This is a genomic window from Spirosoma aerophilum (genome assembly GCF_054782495.1).
Map to the genome: position 1 here is coordinate 25,187 of NZ_BAAGSJ010000028.1, position 19,361 is coordinate 44,547.

The 19,361-nt window shown below is 51.1% G+C and carries 14 protein-coding genes; 12 read left to right on the plus strand and 2 right to left on the minus strand.

What is annotated here, in order from left to right; genetic code table 11:
- Positions 1 to 1,013 precede the first annotated feature (1,013 nt).
- From ACYVK4_RS26820 to ACYVK4_RS26850, 7 genes are all read left to right on the plus strand, one after another.
- Complete coding sequence (locus ACYVK4_RS26820; protein ID WP_461073459.1) at positions 1,014 to 2,201, plus strand: glutathione-independent formaldehyde dehydrogenase; 1,188 nt, start codon at positions 1,014 to 1,016, stop codon at positions 2,199 to 2,201.
- Positions 2,202 to 2,630: 429 nt separating this feature from the next.
- The gene (locus ACYVK4_RS26825) at positions 2,631 to 3,497 is read left to right on the plus strand and encodes an aldo/keto reductase (RefSeq protein ID WP_461130654.1); all 867 of its coding nucleotides are present in this window, start codon (positions 2,631 to 2,633) and stop codon (positions 3,495 to 3,497) included.
- A 239-nt stretch (positions 3,498 to 3,736) separates the two neighbouring features.
- Entirely contained in the window at positions 3,737 to 4,591 is an 855-nt protein-coding gene (locus ACYVK4_RS26830) for an SRPBCC family protein (RefSeq protein WP_461130655.1), read from the plus strand.
- The gene (locus ACYVK4_RS26835; RefSeq protein WP_461130656.1) at positions 4,572 to 5,738 is read left to right on the plus strand and encodes a zinc-dependent alcohol dehydrogenase; all 1,167 of its coding nucleotides are present in this window, start codon (positions 4,572 to 4,574) and stop codon (positions 5,736 to 5,738) included. The genes ACYVK4_RS26830 and ACYVK4_RS26835 overlap by 20 nt, the downstream gene beginning before the upstream one ends.
- 288 nt (positions 5,739 to 6,026) lie before the next feature.
- On the plus strand, positions 6,027 to 8,684 hold the full coding sequence (locus ACYVK4_RS26840; protein WP_461130657.1) for an excinuclease ABC subunit UvrA: 2,658 nt from the start codon (positions 6,027 to 6,029) through the stop codon (positions 8,682 to 8,684).
- A gap of 115 nt (positions 8,685 to 8,799) precedes the next feature.
- Complete coding sequence (locus ACYVK4_RS26845) at positions 8,800 to 9,093, plus strand: putative quinol monooxygenase (protein WP_461130658.1); 294 nt, start codon at positions 8,800 to 8,802, stop codon at positions 9,091 to 9,093.
- Positions 9,094 to 9,459: 366 nt separating this feature from the next.
- Entirely contained in the window at positions 9,460 to 12,012 is a 2,553-nt protein-coding gene (locus tag ACYVK4_RS26850) for a PAS domain-containing protein (protein WP_461130659.1), read from the plus strand.
- A gap of 436 nt (positions 12,013 to 12,448) precedes the next feature.
- Here ACYVK4_RS26850 and ACYVK4_RS26855 read toward each other — a convergent pair whose 3' ends face one another.
- On the minus strand, positions 12,449 to 12,745 hold the full coding sequence (locus ACYVK4_RS26855; protein WP_461130660.1) for an ArsR/SmtB family transcription factor: 297 nt from the start codon (positions 12,743 to 12,745) through the stop codon (positions 12,449 to 12,451).
- A gap of 385 nt (positions 12,746 to 13,130) precedes the next feature.
- Here ACYVK4_RS26855 and ACYVK4_RS26860 point away from each other — a divergent pair, with 385 nt between their 5' ends.
- From ACYVK4_RS26860 to ACYVK4_RS26880, 5 genes are all read left to right on the plus strand, one after another.
- The gene (locus tag ACYVK4_RS26860; RefSeq protein ID WP_461130661.1) at positions 13,131 to 13,406 is read left to right on the plus strand and encodes a hypothetical protein; all 276 of its coding nucleotides are present in this window, start codon (positions 13,131 to 13,133) and stop codon (positions 13,404 to 13,406) included.
- 401 nt (positions 13,407 to 13,807) lie between these two features.
- On the plus strand, positions 13,808 to 14,161 hold the full coding sequence (locus ACYVK4_RS26865; protein WP_461130662.1) for a hypothetical protein: 354 nt from the start codon (positions 13,808 to 13,810) through the stop codon (positions 14,159 to 14,161).
- A 500-nt stretch (positions 14,162 to 14,661) separates the two neighbouring features.
- Positions 14,662 to 15,609: an SDR family oxidoreductase gene (locus ACYVK4_RS26870; RefSeq protein WP_461130663.1), complete on the plus strand. Its 948-nt coding sequence runs from the start codon at positions 14,662 to 14,664 to the stop codon at positions 15,607 to 15,609.
- Between the two features lie 255 nt (positions 15,610 to 15,864).
- Entirely contained in the window at positions 15,865 to 16,209 is a 345-nt protein-coding gene (locus tag ACYVK4_RS26875) for a hypothetical protein (protein WP_461130664.1), read from the plus strand.
- Between the two features lie 15 nt (positions 16,210 to 16,224).
- Positions 16,225 to 17,133, plus strand: coding sequence for a helix-turn-helix domain-containing protein (locus ACYVK4_RS26880; protein ID WP_461130665.1), 909 nt, complete (start codon positions 16,225 to 16,227; stop codon positions 17,131 to 17,133).
- A 181-nt stretch (positions 17,134 to 17,314) separates the two neighbouring features.
- Here the strand turns inward: ACYVK4_RS26880 and ACYVK4_RS26885 are convergent, their stop codons facing one another.
- Positions 17,315 to 18,931: a sensor histidine kinase gene (locus ACYVK4_RS26885; protein WP_461130666.1), complete on the minus strand. Its 1,617-nt coding sequence runs from the start codon at positions 18,929 to 18,931 to the stop codon at positions 17,315 to 17,317.
- Positions 18,932 to 19,361 lie beyond the last annotated feature (430 nt).

Below are 19,361 nucleotides of genomic sequence, written 5' to 3' on the forward strand. Positions count from 1 at the left end.
AGTTTAACCTTAACTTTCTTGTTAAACAAAAGTAGTGTCCATCTTGTTAAACAAAAGTAGTGTCCATACGAGTCGGCGGTTTGACAATGGTGGGTGAATCTCACGCTACGTTAATCGGTACTAAGACTTGCCAGTAAAGCCTAGACCATGCTGATAGCGGTGGTTATCAGAATAACAACGCACGACCACCCCGCAGAATGACTTTTCTGCCGTGTGGCGACAAGGTGAAGGGGCTTGTCTACAGCAGATACTATCTGTCTGTTAACCAAGGCTACAATGGTCTGTTGTTGCTCAGTCTAAAGGGAAAAACGATACAGATCGTGTTAATGGGCTTACCCGATACACACGACACGCCCTGCTGCTAACCCAAACGCTTCGCTCGGTAAGCGTGGGTCTTATCCTGGAAGAACCAGTTGATGTTGCGCCTTTTTAACCTACCTAAGCGGTAGGTATCTAATCCCGTCATTGTCGCGGCTGGACCCGTTTTGCCAAAAGGGCAAACGCTTAAGTAAGCGTAAAGCGGCATGACAGCTTGACGTCTTCAGTAGAGTAGTTCAATCACCTTTAACGACAGCTACCTATGTTAGCCATGAATTTTCGCGGACCCCGTCAAATCAGGTTAGACCGGAAAAGGGACAGGAAGGGTATATGATGTTTAAAGAAAAAGCAAACAACAACATGCGTTCGGTATTTGCTCCAGCCGGGTGATGTAATTGACTTCGCCTATTACCATTGTATCATCGCCCCGTGCCGGAAATCTGTAGAAATGTTATTTTGTGAAGGGACTAACCACTTCAAATTGTTATTCGACAGAAGTGATTAGTATAGTAACCACATCGGAAATTATACCATTCTCGTTTTCTTTTAACCTTATTTAAAAATCTTGTAATTGATAGTTAAGTAGCTTAGGCTGCTTAAGTATTTTATTTTGTTGAAATCGATTGTCCCTTGCCGAATGGCCTTTGAGACTTTTTAGCTTTTAAAACAAATTGTTCACCTAATCAAATAGTATTATGAAAGCATTAGTTTATTACGGCCCTAAAAACGTAAGAGTAGCAGAGATGCCGGACCCAAAGATTGAACAGCCCACGGACGTATTGGTGAGGATCACGACGACTAATATCTGTGGTTCGGACCTGCATATGTATGAAGGCAGAACCAATATGGAAGAAGGACGTATTTTTGGCCACGAAAATCTCGGGGAGGTAATTGAGGTAGGTAACGCAGTAGTTAACATCAAAGTCGGTGACATGGTGTGTATGCCTTTTAATATTAGTTGCGGTCATTGTAAGAATTGCGAAAGTGGACTCACCGCCTTCTGTTTAACCATGAACCCTGGGTTTGCCGGTGCCGCTTATGGTTTTGCCGGAATGGGCCCCTATAACGGAGGGCAGGCTGAATACCTGCGGGTGCCATTTGCGGACTTTAACTGCTTAAAACTGCCCGAAGATGCCAAAGAGAAGGAAAACGATTACGTAATGCTATCTGATATTTTCCCTACCGGCTTTCATGCAACCCAGTTGGCAGGCGTTAAGCCCGGAGATAATGTGGTAATTTATGGTGCCGGGCCAGTGGGTTTAATGGCGACAATTTCAGCTGGGATAAAAGGTGCAAACAAAATAATGGTGGTAGATGATCATCCAGACAGGCTGAAACTAGCCGAAGAATTGGGTGGTATACCTATCGACTTTTCAAAAGCACCAGCAGTTGACCAGGTCCTTGAATTAACCGATGGTGTTGGAGCTGACAGAGGTTGCGAATGCGTGGGTTACCAGTGTTGTGATAAGCACGGGCACGAACATAATAATATAACCATGAACGAACTTGTGCAAGCCGTTAAGTTCACAGGTTCCATTGGTGTAGTAGGTGTTTATGTTGCACCAGACCCAAAAGCAGAAGACCCTCTTGCGAAAAAAGGTCACATGGATTTTGACTTTGGCAATTTTTGGTTGAAGGGTCAAAGTATTGCAACAGGCCAGGCAAACGTTAAATCTTATAACCGTCAGCTTTGCAGTTTGATATCATCAGGCAAAGCCAAGCCGTCAGTCATTATTTCTCATGAGCTTTCATTAGAAGAAGCACCGGACGGTTACAAGCATTTTGATGCCCGCGACAGAGGCTGGACTAAGGTGATCTTAAAACCGGGTAAGCAAGGCGCCACAAAAAAACAAGTAGAAGAACGAGAGGCAGTAACTGCATAAACCCCAGAATACTGCGGTTTATAAATCAGGAAAGCCTGTAAATTAAAAATACAGGCTTTCCTGTTGATTGATAATGTTAATTGTGGTGATCCAATGCGGCATTACAGGCTTTTTCATTAGCGAATCCATCCGGTGCTTGTTTAGAAATACTACAAGGTGCGGAATCATAGCCTAATTACTGATTTTCAGGTTATAATACGCAATGGCGAAATCATTTATGGTTGCTCATCGACGCTTCGTAGTGTGCAATTAGCTTTTTGAGGTTGTGTGTCGTCTAATTCGGTAAAACCAATAACAATATTTTCATGAGCAGTACTAGTTCTTTAACAGCACATTCAATTTCAACATACAATACATCAAATTTTTGAAAGGTTCTTATGCACAACCCTATTGGCAGCTACATCGCTTTACAACACAAAACAGGCAAACATGAAAACATCAAATGTTGGTATACGAACAACGATGCTTCCGTCTGGCAGAGCGATACCTGTATTCGGTCAGGGCACATGGCTGATGGGCGAAATAGCATCGAAGCGAAAAGCAGAACTTGCCGCACTTGAAACGGGCTTAAACCTGGGCTTAACGCTCATTGATACGGCTGAAATGTATGGCGATGGAGCCGCTGAAGAGCTGGTAGGCCAAGCCATAGAAAGCCGTCGTAAAGAAGTTTACCTAGTGAGTAAGGTACTTCCAAACCATGCCACCAGGCAGGGTGTAATAGATGCCTGCCATCGAAGCCTCAAACGGCTAAAGACTGATTACTTAAACTTATACCTGTTGCACTGGCGTGGCGGAATACCACTTGATGATACATTGGAGGGGTTTACGTATCTCAGGGATCAGGGGTATATTGTTGATTACGGTGTAAGCAATTTCGATACAGCCGATATGAAGGAGGCATTGAATTCACCCGGAAGCGAGGGAATAGTGACGGATCAGGTTATGTATAATCTTGCAAACCGGGGTATCGAATACGACTTGATGCCCTTGTGCCGTCAGCGTGCCATTCCCGTTATGGCCTACTCGCCGTTAGAACATTCGCCCGAAGACCGCAGGAAAATGCTCGAACATCCAGCATTAAACCTGGTTGCAGGGGCACATGAAGCCACTCCGACACAGGTGGCCTTGGCATGGCTGCTTCACCAGAAGGTTATTGTAATCCCTAAATCGGGCACACCAAAACATGTAGAAGAAAATCGCCGTGCCCTCGATATCACCCTTACTGAAAATGATCTGACAACACTTGATCAGGCCTTTCCGCCACCGCACAAAAAGGTGCCGCTTGCGATCAGGTGAGCAGCTTTCTGTGCCGGTGAACTACATTTATTAGCTACTTATTTTGCGGCCTCGTGGCAGACGAAAGGCTAATATAGCCGGATAGTTATTCTATTTCAGAGGATGATTAATTATAAATCAGTTGCTCTCAGATCAATAAGCAACCCGATTACAATGAAGGCGAAAACAAACGAACCACCCCATATGCCATTTACCGAATGAAGTTGCCTGCTTAACAAACCTTATATCTCCCTAAAACTATGGCAAACAAAAAGCAGCCCGTGTCGCGTGTACTGGGCATGGGACAGATTGAACCGGACGTCAGCGGTTCCAGTCGAATTAATGTTGACGATACGGAACGAATCTGGTCGGCGGCTGGTGGAGCGCTGTTAGCGACGTACGGCTTACGACGGGGTTCATTTGGCGGGCTATTACTGGCCACACTGGGCGGATATATGGTCTACCGGGGGGCGTCGGGCTATTGCCCCATGAACCAGGCGCTGGGGCGAAATACGGCCGAGCCGAAGGCCGAAGATAGGGCGGTGGATTCGGTTGAAATCGTCAAAAGCCTAACCATCAACAAACCGCGCGAAGTGGTATACGCCTACTGGCGGCAACTGGAGAACCTGCCCCGGTTTATGTTTCATCTGAGCGAAGTTCGACAACTTGACAACAAACGGTCGCATTGGGTAGCGAAGCTCTCGGATGGTCTCCTCGCTAAAACGCTGGGAACGGTGGAGTGGGATGCCCAGATTCTGGAGGAGGTCGAAAACGAACGATTGGTCTGGAAATCCCTCGCCGATGCCCGGATTGACAACGCGGGCGAAGTCAGTTTTGTCGATGCGCCAAATGGTCAGGGTACGGAAGTTCACGCGGTGATCAAGTACCGTCCACCAGCCGGGCAACTGGGCGGTGCGATCATGAAACTGTTCAACCCAGCTTTTGAGGAGATGATCAAACAGGATCTACGCCGGTTCAAACAATTGCTGGAAACCGGAGAAATCACGACCATCGACGGGCAGCCGTCCGGTCGGAAACCTGAGCAACAATCCGATAAAAAACCTGTATCTGAATACGCCAAAATAGACGAAAAGCATGAAAGCGCTATGTTATAACGGTGTTGGCGACCTGCGCACAGAGCGGGTTCCCGACCCTACCCTGATCAACCCCAAAGATGCGATTCTGCGGGTTATTCTCTCCTCGGTTTGCGGCTCCGACCTGCACCTGCTCAACGGCTACGTGCCAACCATGCGCGAAGGTGACATCATTGGCCATGAGTTTATGGGCGAAGTGATCGAAACCGGCTCCGAGGTGAAGAAACTCAAGAAAGGCGACCGGGTCGTGGTGTGTTCAATTTTGGGTTGTGGCGAATGCCAGTATTGCCAGGATACCCAGTGGTCGCTCTGCGATAACTCCAATCCCCACGCCTGGATGCCGGAAAAAGTCTACGGGGATTCGCCGGCCGGCATTTTCGGGTACTCGCACGCCTTTGGCGGCTATGCCGGCTCCCACGCCGATTACATTCGCGTACCCTATGCCGACCGGGGCTGCTTTGTCATTCCCGACGGCTTACCCGACGAAGCGGCCGTTTTTGCCTCGGATGCGATGCCAACGGGCTTTATGGCTGCGGATCTGGCCGACATCCAGCCCGGCAACGTGGTGGCGATCTGGGGCTGCGGAGGCGTGGGTCAAATGGCCATTCAAAGTGCTTTTCTGCTGGGCGCGTCCCGGGTGATTGCCATCGACCGGGAAGCCGACCGACTGCGGATGGCCCAAGACATCAGTGGCGCCGAGGTGCTGGATTTCTCGAAAGTTGATGTTCAGGAAGCGTTGCGGGAGATGACCGGCGGCCGTGGCCCCGACCGCTGCATCGACTGCGTGGGCATGGAAGCGGTCAGCGAAGGGCTGGATTATTACTACGACAAAACCAAGCAGTTTGTCCGGCTGGAATCCGATCGGCCGATTGTGCTGCGGGAAGCCATCCTGGCCTGTCGGAAAGGCGGCACGGTTTCGATTATTGGGGTATATGGCGGCTTAGTCGACAGCATCCCGATGGGGGCGGCCATGAATAAAGCCCTGACGTTCCGAATGGGTCAGCAACACGGGCAGCGCTACATTCCCCGCTTGCTGGAACATCTGCAAAAAGGAGAGCTTAATTCACGGTTTATGCTCACCCACAAAATGTCGCTCGATGAGGGCATGAAAGGCTACGATCTGTTCAATAAGAAAGAAACGATGCGGGTTGTTTTTGCGCCACAATAGGGGATTGGACGGCTGGTCAGGCGGAAGAAAGCCTGTGTTAGTGCGTCAAGACTGCAGGTTTACTGCCGCCTGACCAGCCGTCGCGCCTAAACACATGAAGCTGTTTACCGTTTTTAGTGAGTTGAAGGAGTGTCTATGAATTTGTCAGTTAAATGGTCCTCTTCTTGTGTAAGTGAGTCTGTTAACGTTGTGCCCAGCACACAATACAAACTACAATTGAAAAAACTGGGGTCCGTTAGGGCTTTTTAAGGCAGGCTGCCGAAAACCAATCACATTCAGTAACCCTTTATGGCTCGACGAACAAACGCCAACGACCAGGACGATAAAGTAGCATCCGGATTTGTCCGCGTGCGGGGGGCTCGTGAGCACAACCTCAAAAATATCGACGTCTTAATACCGCGTAATCAGCTGGTGGTTTTCAGCGGTGTCTCCGGCTCGGGCAAGTCGTCCCTGGCCTTCGGTACCCTCTATGCCGAAGCACAGCGACGGTATCTGGAATCGGTTTCTCCTTATGCCAGACGGTTGATCGATCAGGTCGGCGTGCCGGATGTCGATGCCATTGACGGCCTGCCGCCCGCCGTTGCCCTACAGCAGCAACGCGGCACGCCCAATGCCCGCTCGACGGTCGGTAGCCTGACGACCCTCTCGAGCCTGGTGCGCATGCTCTACTCGCGCGTGGGTACATACCCCCCCCGCCAGACGATGCTCTATGCCGAGGACTTTTCCTTCAACACTCCGCGAGGAGCTTGTCCCCGCTGCCAGGGCATGGGCCGGGTGCACACCATGACCGACGCGTCGATGGTGCCAGATCCGTCGCTGACCATCCGCCAGCGGGCCATTGCCGCCTGGCCCACGGCCTGGGGCGGTCAGAACCTGCGCGACATTTTAGTCTCCCTGGGCTATGACATCGACAAACCCTGGAAAGACCTGCCCAAAACCGATCGACAGTGGATTCTCTTTACGGACGAGCAGCCGACGGTTCCCGTCTATGCAGGCCTCACCCCGGCCCAAACGCGTCAGGCTCAGCGACTGAAGCTGGAACCGAGCTATCAGGGAACCTTCAGCAGCGCCAAACGAAACCTGGAGCACACGCTTGCCAGTACGGAAAGTGCAGCGATGCGCAAACGCGTGTTGCAGTTTATGATCAGTAGTCCCTGCCCGGTATGCCAGGGCAAGCGTTTAAAGCCCGAGTCCCTTTCGGTGACCTTTGCTGGCTACGACATCGCCGATCTTTCGCATCTCTCCCTGGTGCAACTGGCAAACGTTATCACGCCGGCCGCGAATGGCGAGTTTGCCGCCGGCACGAATGCGTTAACGTCGCTGGTGAGTCGCCAGGCGGCAAAAGATGCGCTGGATCGGCGCGTGCAGGCCGGTGGCTCAGCACACAAGGGCGCCCCTGATGTGCGCCGTACAGATGATCTCTCGCCTGAAAAACGCATCGCTGCCGAGCGGCTGTGTGGTGATCTGCTGGATCGCCTGACCACGCTCATCGAGCTGGGTCTGGGTTACCTGTCGCTTGACCGCAGCACGCCCACCTGCTCATCCGGTGAGTTGCAGCGGCTGCGGCTGGCCACTCAGCTCTCCTCCCAGCTCTTTGGGGTCATCTATGTGCTGGACGAGCCGACGGCCGGGCTGCACCCAGCCGATGGCCACGCGCTCTTCGACGCACTGGACCGGCTCAAAGCCGCGGGTAACTCGCTTTTCGTGGTCGAACACGACGTTGAGATGATGCGCCGTGCCGATTGGCTGGTTGATGTTGGCCCTGAGGCAGGCAGTGCGGGCGGGCGCATTCTCTACAGTGGTGAACCACCAGGCCTTAGGGGGGTCAGCGAGTCCTGCACCCGGCCCTACCTGTTTGAGGAAACAGCCCGGCTATCGTCCCCCAACCGTCCCCCTCAAGGCTGGCTACGTCTGGAGGGTGTCCGACGTAATAATCTTCAGGGGGTGGATGTTTCGTTTCCGCTGGGTTGCTTTACCGCCGTGACCGGTGTCTCGGGGTCGGGTAAATCCAGCCTGGTGAGCCAGTCTCTGCTGGATCTGGTGGCCGGTCACCTGGGCATCAGACGGGAAGAGGCCGAGGAAGATACCCTGGAAAATACCCCTGCCGAAAAAACCATCGGTCGATTGGGGGGCGATGTCGAGGCCATCCAGCGCCTGATTGAGGTGGATCAAAAACCAATCGGACGAACTCCACGCTCCAACCTGGCCACCTATACCGGGCTTTTTGATCAGGTCCGAAAACTCTTTGCCGCCACGCCGGAGGCCCGTCGGAGACACTTCGATGCCGGGCGCTTTTCCTTCAACGTCGCCAAAGGGCGGTGCCCCACCTGTGAGGGAGAAGGTCAGGTCAGCATCGAGCTGCTGTTCATGCCGAGCGTGTATGCTCCCTGTCCGACCTGTCATGGCACACGTTATAACGAAAAGACGCTGGAGATTCACTGGAACGGTAAATCCATTGCGGATGTGCTGGGCATGACGGTCGACGAAGCCTGCCTGTTTTTTGCCCAGGAAGCGTTGGTGTTACGGTCCCTCAACACGTTGCGGGCTATTGGCCTGGGTTATCTCAAACTTGGGCAAAGCGCGACCGAGCTTTCCGGCGGGGAGGCCCAGCGCATCAAGCTCTCCACCGAACTGCAACGTACCCAACGGGGCACCACCCTCTACGTGTTGGACGAGCCGACCACCGGCCTGCATCCGCGGGATGTCGACCGTCTTTTGGTTCAGCTGAACCGCCTGGTTGATGCGGGCAACACCGTTATCGTCGTCGAGCATGATATGCGTACGGTCGCCCAGTGTGATTGGGTGATCGACGTGGGCCCCGGAGCGGGAAATCAGGGCGGCACGATCGTTGCGGCAGGCACACCCGCCCAGATTGCCGCGTGTGAGGAAAGTCGCACAGCTCCTTTCCTTTCGAACATCCTGAAGCCCGAGTTAAGTATCCCTTAATCAGCGCAACAAGTCTATTTGCCCTATCACGGGTTTTGAATGAATGGCAAAACGGATGACTAAAGTCGTACGCTTCTTAACGATCACGGATTACAAACTTTCAAACTCATATATCATGGAAAAACTGTCATTACTGGCTCGTGTTCAGGCAAAACCTGGCCATGAAGCTACTGTCGAGAACTTTCTGAAAGAAGCGCTGGCGTTGGCCCAACAGGAAGAGGGCACCCTTCGTTGGTATGCCTTCAAGATCAATGAGAATACGTTTGGTATTTTCGACACCTTTGCCACCGAAGACGACCGGCAAGCCCATTTGAACGGGGAGATTGCCAAGGCGTTGATGGCCAATGCTGATGCGCTACTGAGTGTGCCCCCCGTGATCGAACAGCTTGAATTACTTGCCGTCAAGTAATTGTTATAGCAGGGTAGTAACTTTTGTATTTTGGCAAGTAAAGTATGAAGGTTCCTACCCCTGTTATAAATCAAGCGACATGTATTATATTCTCAAATTACCCTCCCTCATGAGACGAAGAAGTGTTCATGTATCTGCTCAATAATTCGGGCATTTGAAGAGACGGCTTATCTTTAATATCTGTCCAATGCAATCAGTAACATACGGGTATCTCCCTACGGCTTGAGGTAGGCAGGTAGGCAAACCCCAAGCCCTCGTTATGTTCCTTCGACGGTTTAGACTATCTTCACCCCGTTTCGGACCGCTCACGCAGTCGGTCGGTTTGCACCCTTAGCCCCAAACCCGTCCTCATTACCCACTACTACGTTGCACACTACCCCACCCGTTGACCCCCTTGCCTTCTTAGCCGGGGGCGGTCAGATGGGCCAACTCATCGGCCAGCAGGATTGGACGGCCTCGCCTCTGGGCTCCCCCCAGCAGTGGCCCGCCGGGTTGCGCATCGCCCTGGCCAACCTGCTGCATTCGGCCTTTCCCATGTTTCTGCTCTGGGGAGATGACCACACCTGCTTTTATAACGATGCCTTCCGGCCCAGTCTGGGCCAAAACGGCAAACACCCCCACATCATGGGCCAGCCAGGTCAACAGGCCTGGCCCGAGACCTGGGCCTTCATTGGGCCCCTGATTGAACAGGTCAAGCGCACGGGCCAGCCGGTCTGGTATGAAGATCAGCAGCTGCCCATTTACCGCAATGGCCAGCTGGAAGAGGTCTACTGGACATTCAGTTACAGTCCGGCTTACCAGGAGCCCGGTGACATTGGTGGCGTCTTGGTCACCTGTACGGAAACGACTCAGCAGGTGCGCACCCGGGAGGGGTTACTCCGCTCCGAACAGCGCTTTCAGAACCTGGTGCGGGATGCCCCGGCGGGCATCATTGTGCTCAGCGGGGAGCAACTGCTGGTCAGTATCGTCAACCAGGCCTACGGGCGGCTCATTGACCGCCGCGTGGAGGAGTTGCTCCACCAACCCCTGTTTGAGGTCATTCCCGAAGCGGAAGCCGTTTTCCGTCCCCTCATCGAGGGTGTCCGCCAGAGCGGGGAGCCCTTTTATCTCTACGACCAACCCTATGCGGTCGGCGGGAAGGATGCCCCAAAGCGGGGCTTTCTGAACCTAGTCTACCAGCCCTACAAAGAAGCCGATGGCACCATCACGGGCGTGATGGTGCTTTGCCAGGAGGTAACCGAACAGGTGCTGGCTCGCCAGCAGGTAGAAGAAAGTGAACGCTTCTCGCGCACGGTCTTCTATCACTCCCCCGTGGCCAAGCTGGTGTATGTGGGGCCTACTATGATCCTTCGGGAAGCCAATGAAAAGATGCTTGAGCTCCTGGGCCGGGATAGCTCCATCCTGGATAAGCCCATCCTGGAATCCGTTCCCGAATTGAGGCGAACCCAGCTCCTGGAGAGGTACCAGAGCGTCTTGGCAACGGGTGATATCCATGAGCAAGTAGCCGAGCGCATTGAGCTGATCAAGAACGGGGAGCCCCACGTTGGCTATTACGATTATACCTACAAGCCCTTATCGGATGCGGCGGGAAAGCCGTTTGGGGTTATCTGCACGATGATCGAGGTCACTGCCCAGGTGGTGGCCCGCCAGCAGCTGGAAGAAGCCGAATTAGCCCTGCGGGGGGCCATTGAGCTGGCTCAGTTAGGCACCTGGAGCATTGATGTGACCACCGGCGGGCTCACCTACTCGGACCGGCTGATCGAGTGGTTTGGTTACGATCCCGCGGCCCGGGATTACACGCAGGTGATCCCCATCCTGTCGGCTCAGGATCAGGCCCGGGTGGCTGTCGCCGTGGCCCGGGCCCTGAAGCCCGGCTCGGATGGTATTTACGAAGAAACCTATACCATCATTCATCCTGTAACGGGTCAGCAACGGGTGCTGCACGCCCACGGCAAGACCGTCTTTGATGCGGAAGGCAATGCCATTCGGCTCAATGGGACCGCTCAGGATATCACCCTCCAGCGGGAACTCCAGCTGGCACTGGAAACCCAGGTTCAGCAACGGACGGAGGAACTAGCCGCTGCCAACGAAGAACTAGCCGCTACCAACGAAGAGCTGGAAGCCAGTAATGAGGAGTATGCCGCCCTGAATGAAGAGCTGGAAGAGGCGAATGCCATGCTGATGCAGTCCAACGATAACCTGCAAACGTTTGCCTATGTGGCCAGTCATGACTTGCAGGAGCCCCTGCGGAAGATCCAGCAGTTTGGCGATTTACTCCAGCAGCAACTGGGGCCACAAGCGGGGGAAAGCCGTACCTATCTGGAGCGGATGCAGTCAGCCGCCAGCCGGATGGCCGCCCTGATTCGGGATTTACTGAACTACTCCCGCCTGGCGAGTCAATCGGATCGCCGGGAGCCCGTCTCGCTCCACCAGGTACTGCAAACGGTCCTGATGGATTTAGAGCTCATGATCGCCGAAACGGGTGCCGACATTGCCGTTGGTGACTTGCCCACCCTGACGGGGGATCGGTCGCAACTCGAGCAGCTCTTCCAGAATTTACTCAGTAACGCTTTAAAGTTTCGGCAGCCGGATCCAGCCGGGGTTGCCGGTCCACCCCGCATTCGGGTGGCGGCTAGTCAGGTAAGCCCTCAGCAGCTGCCGGCGGGGGTGAAACCAGCCTGGACGGTCCCCGCCTATCACCAGATCGAGGTGAGTGATAACGGCATTGGCTTTGAGGAGAAGTATGTAGACCGCATCTTTCAGGTCTTCCAGCGGCTGCACGGCAAGAAGGCGTACGCGGGCACCGGGATTGGGCTGGCCATCTGTCAGAAAGTGGTCACCAATCATGGGGGGGCCATTACGGCCACCAGTCAGCCGGGTCAGGGCGCTACCTTTCGGGTGTATCTACCGGTAGCCTGATTGGGCTGGTATTAGCGGAACGGTTTCCAGCTAAAATTGACCACCGGCATCAGGCTGGGCCATGTCGTATGCGACCAATAGCGTTTGAAAGATATTAAAATCACTGTCTCACAATTCGCTCCCCAGTGAGACGAAGATGCTTTCATATACTTATTCCTTAAATGGGGCATTTTATTAAACAGTTTATTCTTAATATCTGTCAAAGGCAATCAGCAGGATACGCCTGAAGACTTACGGTAAAAGCTGTACGATTTGTTAACCAGCAAACAGCTCTTTACAGGTGGGTATATGGGTATACAGGTCGTCAACGATCTAATCTTTGGTTGACAAAGACAAATGTAAGCCGTTTCAGATCAGACTACGTTGAGGGGTACGATGCTTGGTGTCTGTCCCTACAGGTGATGTAACCGGTTGCCCGACGAGCCAAAGCTGATCCCTAAAGCGGCTGGACAAAGTTGTCCAAACGGATCAGGAGTTGGTCAATAAAGGGGCTATCCGGCAGAGAATACATATGCCGGTTGCCCACCGAACGACAGGTAACTAGACCGTTCGTTTTCATTTTACCCAGATGCAGCCAGACGAGCGGTTTGCTACTCCGGAGTTGAATAGCCAGCTGGGTTATACTCTGCTCGCCCTGTCGGGTGAGTAAACGGACGATTTTTAGGCGAAGTGGATGGGCTAAACTTTCCACGAGCTGGAGGGTTTGGCAAAGCGCCAGGGATTGAGGGGTCATGTTGAAGGATGGCCAACGCTAGGAGTAGCCTTCATCCTGGTAATCGGCCTGTTAAGCGGACAAATTAGCCAATCATTTCTTGCGTAAACAAGTCGAGTGTTGACAATCGACGAAGTTTTGCCCTGGACGGGGCAGTAGGAAGTTGAAAATGCTCCAGGTGTTCGGCTTACTCGGTCGCCCGCGTTATATTTAATTTAGTAAGCCCTTCCATCATTATATAAAACATTATACTACAGTTTATGGTGTATTGCCAGAACATATTTGCTTTTTTTTGTTAAGTGTAAATGAATGTATGGGGCTGCCTGTATGGCTTATCAGATGCTGGAAGCCCCCGCGTTGAACCTCAATCGTAAAAGCGAATCAGTTCACCTTACCGCGTGTCACCATGAATAACCAAGATAAAGCCAAGCTCGTTGAAGAACTGGACGAACTCTATGCTCAACTACAGAGACATGCCGTAATGCTAAATCGCCGGCTGGCCCAAGCCCACGAGTCGTCCAGCTTACGCCAGGAACCGCTCTACTCGTCACCCTCAGAGGAGCCAGATCCGCTTTCCCAAGTGTTTACTGACTTACTGGTGCGCTACAAACAAGCCCAGCAACGCTACGCTCAACTGAGCGGCCCTTCGCAAGGGATTAAAGTGAGCGAAGGCGTTCCTTGAGGGAAATCCTTTTTATCACCTTAAGTGGGGTGAAGTCTCAGGCGAATGGAATGGTTTTTAGCGTAACCCCAGCTTCCCCTGTTTACGGCTTTGTCTCTTGTTGCCTACTATTCGCCCGTTTTTCTGAAGGGTCAAGTAGAAATGAAAGCAAAAAGTAAGAGCAGCTGACTTGAGCAAGGCCTACCCCACCGGTTTCAATTTCGTAGGAACCGTTGTAAAACAACCTGCTTGCCGTCTGGTACTTCATGAATCGATCCATGAGTGAGGCCTAGGGGTGTTTGATCGACTCATTTCACCAACCGATGGATGTTTGACCGGGGTCGGTCGATTGTCTTTTCAGGGCTTAAAGCCACGCCTAACTTAGCCTGTAAAATAGCAGCAACCAGTAACCGAGCAAACGGATGAAGGATACATTGATTACTCATATCTGGGATGAAAATAATCGGTTGCAGGCCCTACCGCTGGCCGATGAACCCGCTTCGATGGAGGCCTCCTACGAACGATTACAACAGCTGGTTTGGGACCTCAAGCAAACGGACTACAAGGCGACGGGGCTTAATCGAGTGTGGGTCCGCATTGTGCGTATTGGTAATTATGAACTGCGAAATATGCGTCACCAGTATCAGAAAATGCTACGCTCGCCAGGGGACTTAGCCGAGCGAACGGACTACGTCCATAGCCACGGTCAGCTGAAGGAAAAGATTAATCAGATCATTTTGCTGATTTTCGATCCTATCCCTTCCCAAAAGCACTAAGCTGAACCTTGGGGTATTGGCCGAGGAAGGCTCGTTCACTTTACCAGTGACCACTTTAAGGAATGAACGAAAGTCAATGGATAAACTCGGCCGCTGATTTCTTCATCCGTAGGCTCCTGATTAGATTGGACAGATAGTAAAACGTTGATGTCTCCTAAAAACGCTCCTCAATGAGACCATAGGCCGGTTCATTTCGCTGCCCTTTAAATGGAGTCTTTTAACAGATCCTCCTGTCAATAAGCCTGTGGGATAATCGAGAAAAAAATCCGTCAGCTAGGGCTATCGACAAAACGCCTTGGCTGGAAAACCAGGTTCATCGTTGAAAGCGACTATGGATCAGGTTTGCGGGAATTCGGTCGATAAGTTACCTACTACACTTCGCTCGCATCAAGTCTGGTCATATACTATCCCAAAAAAACGGCTTTTTTTTGTCTATACAGTACATTCCACTACAACAATACGACTTTCGGCTACAGCTGCTTTTTTAAGCTCACCCACCTTTGCAACAAGAAAACCAGCAAACACAGACGAAAGTGAAAAATTGGACAACAGCCCATATTCCTCCAAGAAACAGTGGTTTAGCCGTCATTACAGGGAGTACCGAAGGAATTGGCTATGAAGATGCCCGGGCCCTATCAGCGGCCGGATGGACTGTACTCGTGTTGGGACGTAATCCGCAAAAAGGAGCGGAATCAATTGCCAGCATTCAGCGGAGTAACCCCGGAGCCAACGTGAGTTTTGAGACAATAGATCTGGCCGACCTGGCATCAATCAAATCCTTTGCGTCGAGAATGATCGCAAAGGGGCAAGCTATCGATCTGCTCATCAATAATGCGGGCGTCATGACGCCCCCTAAACGACTCGAAACGGCCGATGGCTTGGAGTTGCAGTTCGGCACGAACCATATCGGTCACGTTGCCCTGACCGCACAACTGCTGCCCTTATTACGTCAATCACCCGATGCGCGTGTGGTTACGCTGTCCAGTGTCGCCAATCGGGAAGGAACAATCAATTTTGATGACCTTCAATCAAAATCCCCGTATGTTCCCGGGAAAGCATACAGTCAATCAAAACTCGCGAACCTGATGTTCGCCTTAGAATTTCAGCGGCAAAGTAAAAAGCACGGTTGGGGTATCACCAGTATAGCTGCCCATCCCGGTGTTTCCCGGACCAATCTGCTGATTACGGGGGCAGGACGATGGAGTGCCGCAGGCATGACAAGAACGTTTCTGCCGTTTCTGTTCCAGCCCGCTGCCCAGGGAGCCTTGCCAACCTTATATGCCGCTACTGCTCCAGAGGCTGAGGGAGGTGCGTATTACGGACCAAATAAGCTGATGGAAACCCGGGGGTTTCCCTGTGTCGCTAAAATACCGGCACAAGCCGAGGATAGACAGGTTTCTATACGGTTATGGGAGCTATCGCAGGAGCTAGCCAACGTTAAATTTTAGTCCTTTGCCGATTCGACTTGTCAATTTGGAATGCACCATTAATACCATGAAACGGATCGGTTTTAGCGTACTCGTCTTCATAATGCGTTTAGCTTGTACCCCCCAAAACTATATTTATCAGTAATAAAACGGACAGTCCAATCAGTTTATAGAAAGCATCAATCAATTGGAATTTCGCGGCTACTAAGGCATTTCTCGCTCGGGCAAGATGATCAAAGTCAAACGAATTCAGTAAACCGTAAATCAAGTTAACCGATGAAAATCATAAGCCTAGTACTTCTTTTAGTTTCAGCATTCCTGAGCATCAAACACGGTTGGGATACCTTCCAGCCTGCCAATGCCGAACAAACCAAAATGATGGCCGATTTGGGTATTACGGAAACGGTGAAACCTTTCTTTGGCGTATTTTCAATCATCGTAGGGTTGATGATTTTGTTTCCACAGACTTTTTTTATCGCCAACTTACTCAATGCGATCACTATTCTTTTGATCATGGCCTTATCCTTAAGAGCAGGAAATACGAACACAGCGTTAGTAGAAATTCCGTTTCTAATCATGCCGCTGGTTTTGATTTGGCTGAAGTATCCGTTTAAATTCTAAAACCGCTTTTGCGCCATGGCAACCCCGAAACCCTATCGAATCGAATCGATTACGCAAATCCATCGGATGATGGGTCTCCCCAAACCCCATCATCCCCTGATCGGCCTGATCGATCTGAAAGGCCTGAAAGCGGACCCCGCTATCCATGCCGTTATTTTTGATCTGTATGTAGTATCGCTCAAACGAGGTTGCGACAAACTGCTGTATGGGCAGCAGAAATACGATTTTGATGAGGGCCTGATGGCCTTTATGGCTCCCGGCCAGATTCTACGGGGTGAGGAAGGCGGTGTGCCGCATCAGCTCGAAGGTTGGATGCTCTTTATTCACCCCGACTTTTTGTGGAATACGTCTCTAGCCAGAAAAATAAAACAATACGACTACTTTGGCTACTCGGCTCACGAGGCTTTGTTTCTATCCGATAAAGAAGAAACCATCATCAACGGCATTATCGACACCATCCAGCAGGAGTACAATGCCAATATTGATAAATTCAGTCAGGACGTCATCATGGCTCATCTGGAGGTACTGTTCACCTACGCACAGCGATTTTACGAGCGCCAGTTCATCACGCGTAAGATAACCAACAGTAAGCTATTGGAACGGGTAGACGATATGCTGACAGATTACGTCAATGGCGAGGACTTGATTGCCAAGGGACTGCCCACGGTTCAGCAGATTGCGGAAGCGCTGCATGTTTCCCCCAAATATTTGAGTAGTTTACTCAAGCAGCTCACCGGCCAAACGACCCAGCAGCTCATCCACGAAAAGCTGATTGCCAAAGCCAAAGAACGACTATCAACCACCGACTTATCCGTCAGCGAAATTGCCTATGCGTTAGGTTTCGAGCATTCGCAGTCCTTCAATAAGCTTTTCAAAGCCAAGACTAATCAGAGTCCGTTGGCGTTCAGAGCTTCGTTTAACTGACCGCCCAATACCTAATTGGAAGTATTTCACTAAAATTGCTTGACACAAACTGCGTATGATCCGTCTCTTCAAACGCTCAGAACCTGTATCAGTGAAATCTACATTTTCGGGCCTGTTTTAGCCGCCTTTGTCAACTAGGCTACCTTACTAGTTGGAGAGGTAATTGGTCTAGCCTAAGGGCTTAACTCATATGTCCATTTGGTAAAACGATCGTGAAGGTAGTCCCGATCCTTTCCTGACTTTGGACCGTTAGGGTGCCCCCATGAAGCTCTACATACTGCCGGGCGATGGCAAGCCCCAGGCCCGTGCCCTCAATAGACGTGGTATTGCCCGCTCGATAAAATGGTTGGAACAAGGCCGAAAGATCGGTAGCGGGGATGCCAATACCGGTATCAATCACCTGAATGAGTACCATTTCGGATGTAAAGTGGAGAACTAGACGAGGATCATTCTGAGAAAATTTGAATGCATTGGATAGTAAGTTAACCAGTACATGACCCATCAGTTTTCCATCCAGGAAAGCGCTATTCGGTACGCCTTCCACTGATAGATGGACGACTCTGCCGTCCCGCTGATTACTGAAATGCCTGTCAATAACCTGTTGGCACAATACTACCACATCGGTCCAGCTCGGATGAACCGCAATTTTTCCCGCTTCAATTGTTCCTATCGTGAGTAAATCAGTCATCAACCCATTCACGTGTTCAATCTGGTTACTAATACTCTCCAGATGTTTTTCAATGGCAGGCTTAGCCATATCTTGAGGTTTACTCAGATACAGTTTGATCAGATCCGCACTAGTTTGGATGGTGGTCAGGGGTGTGCGGAACTCATGAGAGACAGTGGAGACAAACCGGGATTTGAGTTGGCTAAGGTCCTGTTCCCGCAATAGAGATTGTTGTAGGAGGAGTTCTTTTTCTTTCTGAGCAGTAACCTCCGTAGCCATAATCATCACCCCGGTAATGGTTTCGGATACGTCCCGCAGGGGCGAGTAGACAAAGTTAAAGTAAGCGTCTTGTATCGTTCCATCCCGGTTTAATTGAGCGCGTTCACCAATTCCGAAATAAGGCTCCCCAGAATCATAAACGGCTTCCAGCAGCTCCATGAACTTTTGGCCATCAAGTTCCGGTTGAGCCTCAATCAGTGGCATTTCCAGGACGTAGTGATCTTGTCGCCAGATGTCGTACATCGGCCCATTAACGACTTTAATAATCATTTCCCGACCGCTCAATAAAGCTATTCCCAGAGGAGCCTGTTCAACAATGGTACGGAAACGTGCTTCACTGTGCTGAAGCTTTTGTTGAGCAAGTACACCCTGCGTCGTTTCCTGACCTACCAATAAAACACCACCGATTTGACCAAAATCCGTCAAAACGGCACTATAGCTAAACGTCCAATACGTATTCTCCATTTGGCCATTTCGATAGATAGGAAAGAGTTGATTCTCAGTCCAAGTGGCTTCCCCTTCCCCCATCACCTGGTCGAGCATGGGCTTAATGGAAGGCCAGATTTCAGGCCAGCAGTCCTGTCCCCGCTGGCCTAACGCCCGTGGGTGTTTACCGTCATTGCCTAAACTGGGGCGAAAGGCGTCATTGTAGAATTGAATAAACTCGTTGCCCCAATACAGAAGCATAGGAAATTTAGAGGAAAGGAGTATCGATACCGTGGTACGCAAGCTTTGGGGCCAGCCCTCGGGGCTACCTAACAGAGTAGCCTCCCAGTCAAAAGCGCGGGTTAGAAAACCCATTTCCCCTCCACCGCTCAAGAAATTGACCGATTGTACCTGTTTATTTCCCATTTAAGTAGGGTAAGTATTTGGGTAAGTTAGTAAATATATCTATAAATTAAATTTTAGTAACCGTACTCCCCAAGTTGTGATTTTTGGTGGCCATTAACGGGTAAGCTTTAGTATATGCCCTTCCAATCGATGATTATGGTCACGTAAGACAGGATCGTAACGGGTTTTTTCTCAGATTATCAGCAGGAAATGGCACAGATGAACTTGAAGGGACGTGTTTCCTCTTACCCTATTAAATATAAGTCTATCATAAACTCATTCAGCCCTAAAGTACCAGACACTAGGGTTAACGAAAACTAATGATACTCTTTATCTACAGTTACGCAACTGGTTTACCTAGGGGTTTTCTGAGAACAGGCCCGCCCGGCGGCCTGGAAAGAATTACGCCGGGCGGCACTCCAATACGCTTTTTCGGTCTGAATTCAGTACC

Excerpts from the sequence above, each read along its gene's own strand:
- ACYVK4_RS26865 (WP_461130662.1), top strand. The coding sequence starts at position 13,808 with ATGAAGGATACATTGATTACTCATATCTGGGATGAAAATAATCGGTTG.
- ACYVK4_RS26845 (WP_461130658.1), top strand. The coding sequence starts at position 8,800 with ATGGAAAAACTGTCATTACTGGCTCGTGTTCAGGCAAAACCTGGCCAT.
- ACYVK4_RS26840 (WP_461130657.1), top strand. The coding sequence starts at position 6,027 with ATGGCTCGACGAACAAACGCCAACGACCAGGACGATAAAGTAGCATCC.
- ACYVK4_RS26820 (WP_461073459.1), top strand. The coding sequence starts at position 1,014 with ATGAAAGCATTAGTTTATTACGGCCCTAAAAACGTAAGAGTAGCAGAG.
- ACYVK4_RS26880 (WP_461130665.1), top strand. The coding sequence starts at position 16,225 with ATGGCAACCCCGAAACCCTATCGAATCGAATCGATTACGCAAATCCAT.
- ACYVK4_RS26830 (WP_461130655.1), top strand. The coding sequence starts at position 3,737 with ATGGCAAACAAAAAGCAGCCCGTGTCGCGTGTACTGGGCATGGGACAG.
- ACYVK4_RS26825 (WP_461130654.1), top strand. The coding sequence starts at position 2,631 with ATGAAAACATCAAATGTTGGTATACGAACAACGATGCTTCCGTCTGGC.
- ACYVK4_RS26835 (WP_461130656.1), top strand. The coding sequence starts at position 4,572 with ATGAAAGCGCTATGTTATAACGGTGTTGGCGACCTGCGCACAGAGCGG.
- ACYVK4_RS26855 (WP_461130660.1), bottom strand. The coding sequence starts at position 12,745 with ATGACCCCTCAATCCCTGGCGCTTTGCCAAACCCTCCAGCTCGTGGAA.
- ACYVK4_RS26885 (WP_461130666.1), bottom strand. The coding sequence starts at position 18,931 with ATGGGAAATAAACAGGTACAATCGGTCAATTTCTTGAGCGGTGGAGGG.
- ACYVK4_RS26875 (WP_461130664.1), top strand. The coding sequence starts at position 15,865 with ATGAAAATCATAAGCCTAGTACTTCTTTTAGTTTCAGCATTCCTGAGC.
- ACYVK4_RS26860 (WP_461130661.1), top strand. The coding sequence starts at position 13,131 with ATGAATAACCAAGATAAAGCCAAGCTCGTTGAAGAACTGGACGAACTC.